Genomic DNA, 7,955 nt, shown 5'->3' with positions numbered 1-7,955 from the left:
CCCGCCGGTCCAGAAGTCGCCGTCCGACATGAAGTGCACGGACCAGATCAACTATGCGGGTGACTCGCGCTCCAACGCCGAGATCAACTCCGTCGGCGAGGAGACGGGGACGTGCCCGCCGGTCCAGAAGAAGTGAATCGCCATCCGTACCGGTAAGGAGGACCGCCGGATCCTACCCGTGCCCAAGAATCGGCCGCCGTTCTACCCATGCTTTCCGCTCTCGCGGGATGATCCCTTGCCAGACAGGGCGGCGGCCGGCTCGGAGGCAACGTTCGGCAACCGTGTGCCCCGCTTGATCGTCCTTCGGGTATGACGCATCCCGGACCAGCCTCGCCCCCAACTTCGCACACGTGGCCGCACTGCGGCCACGGCGCCACCCTTGAGGACACGGTCGGCTGCTCGGGCGCCCACGTCCCCGGTCGCACCGAGTGCCTCGCGCATGTAGACGACACCGACCGTGCGGCCTACCTGGCCGGCCTGGCCCCTGGGGCCGACCTGGACCACCGCGGCACCACCTTCACCGAACCGCTTCTTCGCGTTCTCCTCAACGCTCTCCATGACCCCGCCACCGGAGGCCCCCGCTTCGGCCACGTCCGATTTGATTCAGCAGTGTTCGAAGGGATGGCCGGGTTCTGGTTGTCGACTTTCGAGGGCCCGGCCGGATTCGAGTCAGCGACCTTCCAGGATGACGCTCGGTTCCAGTCAGCGACCTTCGAGCATGTCGCCCGATTCGGGTCCGCGACCGTTCACGGCATCGCCCGGTTCGAGTCGGTGACCTTCCGGAGAGACGCCGACTTCGAGTCGGCGACCTTCAAGCGTGACGCCCGCTTCATGTCGGCGACGTTCACGCGCGACGCCCATTTCGAGTCGGCGACCTTCACCTCGGACGGCGCGTTCGGATCGGCCATATTCCAATACAACGCAATCTTCACGTCGGCAACTTTCGAACGATCTGCCCGATTCAGGTTGGCACTGTTCGAACTAGGCGCCCAGTTCGGGTCGGCGACCTTCAAGGGGCACGCGCAGTTCGGGTCAGCGATGTTTCAGGACAGGGCCTGGTTCCAGTCAGCGATCTTCCAGGGCGACGTCTGGTTCGACGCGACCATCTTCCAGGCCAATGCCACGTTCGATGCGGCGATCTTCCAGGGTGTTGCCTGGTTCGAGGCGATCTTCCAGGGCCCTGCCCAGTTCAGCTCGGCGACCTTTCAGGGCCGCGCCGGGTTTGGGTCGACGGCTTTTCAGGGCTTCGCCCTATTCGATTCAGTTAATTTCCAGGACATCGTCCGGTTTGATTCGGTGATCTTCGAGAGCGACGCCCTGTTCGAGGGGACCGTATTCGAACGTCCGGTCAGCATGGGACCGTTGGTGTGCGCCGGGCGAATACGTCTGTCCGGGGCGGTTTTCTGCGGCCCAGCGACACTCTTGTTCGCTGTGCGCCGTCTCGAGTGCCGGCGGACCCGCTGGTCTTCCATGGCCGAGTTGCGGTTGCGCTACGCCCAGGTGGACTTCTCCCACGCTGTCCTGGAGCATCCGCTGACGATGTCCGCGGAGGCCGACCCCTTCGTGCTCCACGCCGGCCAGCCGATGGCCGAGCCGGCACTGGCCGGCACGCCCGATGCGTCGGTGAGGGTCGCTTCCATTCGAGGCGTGGACGCCGCTCACCTGGTCCTCGCCGATATCGACCTCTCAGAGTGTCTCTTCACGGGCACCGTTCACCTGGATCAGTTGCGGCTGGAAGGCGCCTGTTCCTTCGACAGCGTTCCGGCCGGCACGCACCGGCAGCGCTGGCGTCCAGTCCGGTTCACCCGGCGCCGCACGCTCGCCGAAGAGCACCACTGGCGTGCGCACCAGCCAGGAGCGGCCCCAGGCTGGAATACGGCCGTGCTCGGGTCCGGCCGAGTCGGGCCCTTGCAACTCGCGCCGGTGTACCGGGCGCTGCGCAAAGCATTCGAGGACGGTAAGCACGAGCCCGGTGCCGCCGACTTCTACTACGGCGAGATGGAGATGCGCCGCCACGCGCACGACATACCTCAAAGCGAACGGTTTCTGCTCACCTCGTACTGGGCGCTCTCCGGTTACGGCCTGCGCGCCTCTCGCGCCCTGGCCTGGCTCGCTGCCTCGATGCTCGTCACGATCGTGCTGATGATGGGCTTCGGGCTTCCTCAGGGTGGCGTGAAACAAGAGGCCACCGGCACGGTGCCACCCAGGGGAGGCAAGGTCACCTTCGAGATCGACATGGCTGCCCCTCGGAATCCCACGGGGGACAGGTTCACCGGCGAGCGCTTCGAGAAGGCGCTGAACGGCACGCTGAACTCGGTGGTCTTCCGTTCCTCCGGCCAGAACCTGACCACTGCCGGTAAGTACATCGAGATGATGTCCCGCGTCGCTGAGCCCATCCTTCTGGGCCTGGCGGTTCTCGCCGTGCGCAACCGCGTCAAACGCTGACCGGTCGGCCGCCTACCTGGGGCGCCAACCACAGTCGACAGCACGCGTCGTCGGCGCCGGCCGAGAGCGTTCGTCACGAGTTCGCACGCATACGTGGCGTCCGGTCGACCAGGCCGGAAGAGAATGCGGTGCATCATCGGCGCCACGACCCGGTCGATCACTCGTTCCGTGTGACCACCGCCCTCTTGGACACCATCTCCATGGGATCGCGCAGGATCGTGGCCACCATCGCATTGTGCCTGCCGAGATTCCGCCGGTGGGCGGTCCGTCACGAAGGGCGATTCACCCCGGGATCCGCACTCGGGCCTACGGGCCGCGCCGGTTGCGCTCCCGGCAAGCCGAGCAGACCGCGTGCCACGGTCTCCACGGGCTCGTCGCGCTCCCTGGCCAGAGCGATCACGGCTCGGCAGGCGAGCTCGTTGATCCCGAAGGCCAAGGCGTCGGGTGCGACCCAGCCCGCCGCGTCGTCGAGGCGGTCCGTGTCGTCCTCGGCGCTTGCGGTCACGTACGTCGCGGCGGCTTCGAAGACGTTGTGCCGTGGCCGGGTCGGGTCCCGTGGGGGGACGGGGACGGGCGGATGGGCGGTGAAGACCTTACGGAGAAGGGCGAGCGCACGACGAATGGCGATCATGTGAAGCCACCTTCCCTGAGCTGATGCGGTCGGCGTCGTAAATATCACGCGCACACCAAGTGTGCCATCGGGCAACGGGGTTCGATCAGAACTGGTCTGTGCCATGGGGCAGGGAGGCGGTCCGGGCACCGCGACCGTGATCCGGGTGGCGCTCGCGAGCAGCCATCGTCCGGGAGCGCCGCCCGGATCATTCACTATTTGTTCGTTCGCCGATACGTTGCGTGATGACAGCGAGTCGTCGCAGATACGGCTCGCGGCATCGGAAGGAACGACGCGCATGAAGAGACGTATGGCGACAAGCCTGGGAGTGTTCGCGGCCGCCGCAGCGCTGGCCCTCACGGTCCCGGGTTCCGCATACGCGGCCGAAGGTGTGCTGGTCATCAATGGTGGTGAGCACAAGGACCCGTCCGGCTGCTACTCGATCAAGTGGTATCCGTCGTCGGTGGCCAACAACACCGACGCCATCGCTGAGGTGCACTCCGGTCCCAACTGCACGGGGCAGGTGGAGGCGCTCGTCTACCCGGGCGAGACGTACCACTCCGAAACCGCGGGGAGCGTCTTCATCCTCTGACGTCCGGCCAGACCACCCGCCGGTCTCGTGGTGCCTACGGCCCACCGTATGACGGCGGGTGGTGCACGCCCATCGGTTCGAGCGGCCCGGGCCTGCCCGTTCCGGTCCGACCACCTCGATCCGTACGCCCGGGTCGTCCACCGGCTCCCCGGGCACCCGGGGAGCCTGCTCCGCTCACGGGGCCAGCTGCCGCCGCACCCCGTCCGTGGACTCCCGCGCCTCCAGCCAGTGCGGGGCGGTGTGCACTTCGAACGGCAGCGGCACGTCCGAACGGATGCGTGTCGCAAGGCACTTCACGGCCAAGGCCGCGATCGCAGCCTTGTCGGGCACGACGGAGGTCAGGGACGGCGTGCTGTAGAGCGCCTCGTCCGAGCCGTCGATGCTCGCCACCGCCACATCCCCGGGGACGCTCATACCCACTTCGTACAGGGCCCTCTGCGCCCCTACCGCCAGCGGGTCGCTGAAGCAGAACACGGCGTCGGGCCGCACGCCGGGCGGCAGGGAGACCAGCGCACGCGTGGCCAGCAGGCCGTTGCGCCGGTCGAACTCCCTCACGGGGGGCGCCAGTCGAGGGTCGAACGTCAACCCGGCGTCGTGCAGGGCCTGCTGGAAGCCCTCGAGCCGCTGCCGACTGGTCGCGGACGCCTGGGGGTCCACGCCCACGGCAGCGATCCGTGTCCGTCCCAGACCGGCCAGATGCGCGGTCGCCTCACGTGCCGCCGCGACGTTGTCGATCAGCACGTGGTCCGCCACGATCCGGTCGTCCTCGTAGCTCCGTTCGCCCAGGAGTACCAGGGGGAATTCGCTGGCGACAGGGGCCAGTTCGCCGAGCGACACATGCAGCGGCGAGAGGATCATCCCGTCGAGGAGCGAGGCCCCGACGCCGGTCGCCAGGCGCAGCTCCTCCGTCGCGTCCCCCAGTGTCTCCTCGATCAGGACCGTGAGGTCCAGCGCCGCGGCCTCCGCCCTGACGTGGTGGGCGAGCTCCGCGAAGTAGGGCGTCGCCAGGTCCGGGACGGCGAGCCCGATCAGGCCGCTGCGTCCCGTACGGAGGCGACGCGCCGTCGGGTTCGGGCGGTAGCCGAGTTCGGCCACGGCGCGCATCACCCTCTCCCGGGTTGCTTCGGATACCCGTGGAGCCCCACGTACAACGTTGGAAACGGTCTTGATCGACACCGCTGCGCGATCCGCCACGTCCTTGAGTGTCACCGCTGCCACGGACCGGCCTCCCTAGTCATCACTCACCGGATTATGCATGGCCTGTCGCGGAGTGTCAGCGTCCGGGGTGGATCTCGAGCTCGTTGTGTCCGATGGGTTGACCTCGGAGACTTACGCCGGTTACAACGTTGGAACACGTCGACGACGGCCATCGCGGCAAACGCTTTCTATCGAGTCGCCGCACGGTTGCGGTGCGCGGTCGGACGTCCTCACCAGGGCCGACGTCCGGGCCGGCTCGCCGTCACGGGCCGAGGCCCGTGGTGCTCCACCCACCCGCTTCACGAGAGGGTCTGCATGTCTCCGCACCGTTCGAGCGCCCCGCTGCGCACAGCCGTGGTCGGCACGGGAGGGATCGCGCGCGGCAGTCACCTGCCCGCACTTCAGGCCCTGGCCGCAGAGGGCGAGGTGGATGTCGTGGCCGCGGTCGACGTGGTCGTGGACGCCGTCCGGTCGTTCGCCGACGAATTCGGCATCCCGTACGCCGGCACGGACCTCGGCGCCATGCTCGCCGAGGTCCGCCCCGATCTCGTGGTGCTGTGCACGCCGCCCGCGGTGCACCGGGAGCAGTCCGTGGCCGCACTCGAGGCGGGCGCCTGGGTGTGGTGCGAGAAGCCGCCTTGCCCGTCCCTCGCCGACTTCGACGCGATCGAGGCGGCGGAGAAGGGCGGCGACGCCGACCCGTACGCCTCCATCGTCTTCCAGCACCGCTTCGGCTCCGGCGCGCGCCATGTCCGCCGGCTGCTGCGTGACGGTGCGTTCGGCCGGCCGCTCGTGGCGCATTGCCAGACCACCTGGTACCGGGACACGGAGTACTACGCGGTTCCGTGGCGCGGCCGTTGGGCGACCGAGGGGGGCGGCCCCGCCATGGGGCACGGTATCCACCAGACCGACCTGCTGCTCGATCTGATGGGACCGTGGGCCGAGGTGCGCGGCATGGCGGCCCGGCTCGTGCACGACGTGGAGACCGAGGACGTGTCCACCGCGCAGATCCGCTTCGAGGGCGGAGCCGTGGCGACCGTCGTCAACAGCGTGCTCAGCCCCGACGAGGTCAGCCGGATCCGCATCGACTGCGAGAGGGCCACGATCGAGCTCACCCACCTGTACGGCTACCGCAACGCCGACTGGCGTATCACCCCGGCGCCCGGAGTTCCGGAGGAGACCGCGGCGGCCTGGCAGGAGTTCGGTGCCGACGAACCCAGCTCGCACATGGCGCAGCTGCGTGCCCTGGTCGCCGACATCAGGGGCGGACGGCGCCACCCCACCAGCGGCGCCGGCGGCAGGCAGACGCTCGAGTTCATCACCGCCCTGTACAAGTCCGCGTTCACCGACACTCCTGTGCGCGCGGGCGACATCGGCCCCGGCGACCCCTATTACACCGAGCTGCACGGCGGCGCCCCCGGCTGGGCGCCGGCCACCACCCGTAAGGAAGAGGACCAGGTATGACGCTCTCGCTGACCCACGCCCACGGTGACCGGATCACCGTGGCGCACGAGGCGACCGGAACGGAGCTGTTCGCCTACGTGTACCGTCCCGAGGCTCCCTGGGAAGCGCCCAAGCCCTACCTGCACCCGGTCAGGACCCTCTCGGGCGGACTGGTCACGGACTACCGCCCCAACGACCACCGGTGGCACAAGGGGCTGCAGCTGACGGCCTCCCACCTGTCGGGCCAGAACCTGTGGGGCGGCAACACCTACGTGCACGGTGAGGGGTACCTCGCACTGCCGGAGAGGATCGGCTCGATGGCCCATGTGGCCTTCGGGGAGGTCTCCGCCGCCGGTGACCGGGCCGTCATCGCCGAGCGGCTGACCTGGCACCCGCACGACGGCGAGCTGTGGGCCGAGGAGGAGCGCCGCATCGAGGTGTGCGACGTCGACCCGGAGGCAGGCAGCTGGACGCTCAGCTGGACCTCGTCGGTGACCAACCGGCGTGCCGAACCGCTGCGTTTCGGCAGCCCCACCACCCATGGCCGCCCTGCCGCCGGATACACCGGCCTCTTCTGGCGCGGCCCCCGCGCCTTCCGCGACGGCAAGGTCTTCACCGCCGACTCGGACGGCGAGGACCTGATGGGCAGCCAGGCACCCTGGCTGGCGTACGTCGGCGAGCACGACGGCCGGGACGGTCACGCCACCGTCGTCTTCGAGCACGCGCCGGGCAACGACCACACGGGCGACAAGGGGGCCCACCCGGCCCACTGGTTCGTGCGCAGCGACCCCTTCGCCGCGGTCGCGCCGTCCTGGGCGTTCCACGAGGAGCTGGTCCTCGCTCCCGGCGACACGCTCGACCGGAGCTACCGCGTGCTCGTGGCCGACGGCGCCTGGGACCGCGAGCAGGTCGCCGCACACCTGGAGGCACAGGCATGGTGAGCGTGACGTACGACGGGTTCCCGGCAGCGGTCGGGGTGTCACGGCTGAGCGTCTACGACTGGCCCACCGTCGAGGGCCTTCCCGGCGGCGGCACCCCGCATCTGCACCTCACGTGCAGCGAGGGCTACGTGGTCACCGCCGGCCGGGGCGCCGTGCAGACCCTCACCACATCCGGATTCCAGGAGACACCCCTGGAGGCCGGCTCCGTGGCCTGGTTCACCCCCGGCACGATCCACCGCCTGGTCAACGAGGGCGGTCTGGAGATCGTCGTCGTGATGCAGAACAGCGGACTGCCGGAGGCGGGGGACGCGGTCCTCACACTGCCGCAGGACCGTCTCACCGACCCGGGCACGTACGCCGACGCGGTCCGTATCCCCGCCGACGTCCCCGAGGCCGAGCAGGCCGGCGTCGCCCGGGCCCGCCGCGATCTGGCGACCCGCCGCTTCCTGGAGCTGCGCGAGGCCACCGAGGGAGGCGACCCTGAGCCGCTCGCGGCCTTCCAGCGGGCTGCCGCCGAGCTGGTGCGGCCCCGCCTCGACGGCTGGGAACAGCGCTGGCGGGACGGTGCGCACGCTGCCTCGTCGGCGACCGAGGCACAGTTCGGCGCCCTGCGCGGTGGGGACGGACGGCATCTGGCCGACGCCCGGGTCACCTCGACCGGTCCCACCGCGCGCGGACGCTTCGGCATGTGCGGCCGGCTGGACGTCTACCCGGGCATCTGACGGAT

General features: G+C 69.4%; 7 protein-coding genes. 5 read left to right on the top strand and 2 right to left on the bottom strand.

The genetic code is table 11. The features are described 5' to 3' along the window. Positions 1 to 309 precede the first annotated feature (309 nt). A complete protein-coding gene (locus ACIREO_RS26905; protein WP_404114666.1) occupies positions 310 to 2,445 on the top strand; it encodes a pentapeptide repeat-containing protein in 2,136 nt (711 codons plus the stop codon). 268 nt (positions 2,446 to 2,713) lie between these two features. On the opposite strand, the gene ACIREO_RS26900 is transcribed toward ACIREO_RS26905, so the two are convergent. After that, positions 2,714 to 3,076: a hypothetical protein gene (locus tag ACIREO_RS26900; protein WP_404114664.1), complete on the bottom strand. Its 363-nt coding sequence runs from the start codon at positions 3,074 to 3,076 to the stop codon at positions 2,714 to 2,716. Between the two features lie 277 nt (positions 3,077 to 3,353). Between ACIREO_RS26900 and ACIREO_RS26895 the strand changes: the two genes are divergently transcribed. Continuing rightward, the gene (locus ACIREO_RS26895; protein WP_404114662.1) at positions 3,354 to 3,647 is read left to right on the top strand and encodes a hypothetical protein; all 294 of its coding nucleotides are present in this window, start codon (positions 3,354 to 3,356) and stop codon (positions 3,645 to 3,647) included. A gap of 174 nt (positions 3,648 to 3,821) precedes the next feature. On the opposite strand, the gene ACIREO_RS26890 is transcribed toward ACIREO_RS26895, so the two are convergent. Next, on the bottom strand, positions 3,822 to 4,865 hold the full coding sequence (locus ACIREO_RS26890) for a LacI family DNA-binding transcriptional regulator (protein WP_404114661.1): 1,044 nt from the start codon (positions 4,863 to 4,865) through the stop codon (positions 3,822 to 3,824). 294 nt (positions 4,866 to 5,159) lie between these two features. On the opposite strand from ACIREO_RS26890, the gene ACIREO_RS26885 reads away from it, so the two are divergent. From ACIREO_RS26885 to ACIREO_RS26875, 3 genes are read left to right on the top strand one after another with little or no spacing between them, the layout of a single operon-like run. Next, positions 5,160 to 6,308, top strand: a complete 1,149-nt coding sequence (locus tag ACIREO_RS26885) for a Gfo/Idh/MocA family protein (protein WP_404114659.1) — start codon at positions 5,160 to 5,162, stop codon at positions 6,306 to 6,308. Beyond that, positions 6,305 to 7,228, top strand: a complete 924-nt coding sequence (locus ACIREO_RS26880) for a PmoA family protein (protein ID WP_404114657.1) — start codon at positions 6,305 to 6,307, stop codon at positions 7,226 to 7,228. The genes ACIREO_RS26885 and ACIREO_RS26880 overlap by 4 nt, the downstream gene beginning before the upstream one ends. Beyond that, positions 7,222 to 7,950 carry a cupin domain-containing protein gene (locus ACIREO_RS26875; protein ID WP_404114655.1) on the top strand — a complete coding sequence of 243 codons (729 nt, stop codon included), beginning with the start codon at positions 7,222 to 7,224 and terminating at the stop codon, positions 7,948 to 7,950. The genes ACIREO_RS26880 and ACIREO_RS26875 overlap by 7 nt, the downstream gene beginning before the upstream one ends. The last annotated feature ends 5 nt before the right edge of the window (positions 7,951 to 7,955 follow it).

Source organism: Streptomyces sp. NPDC102441, assembly GCF_044765585.1.
Classification (GTDB): Bacteria; Actinomycetota; Actinomycetes; order Streptomycetales; family Streptomycetaceae; genus Streptomyces.
Note: the sequence above shows the minus strand (reverse complement) of the source record. Positions and strands in the feature narration are given on the sequence as shown.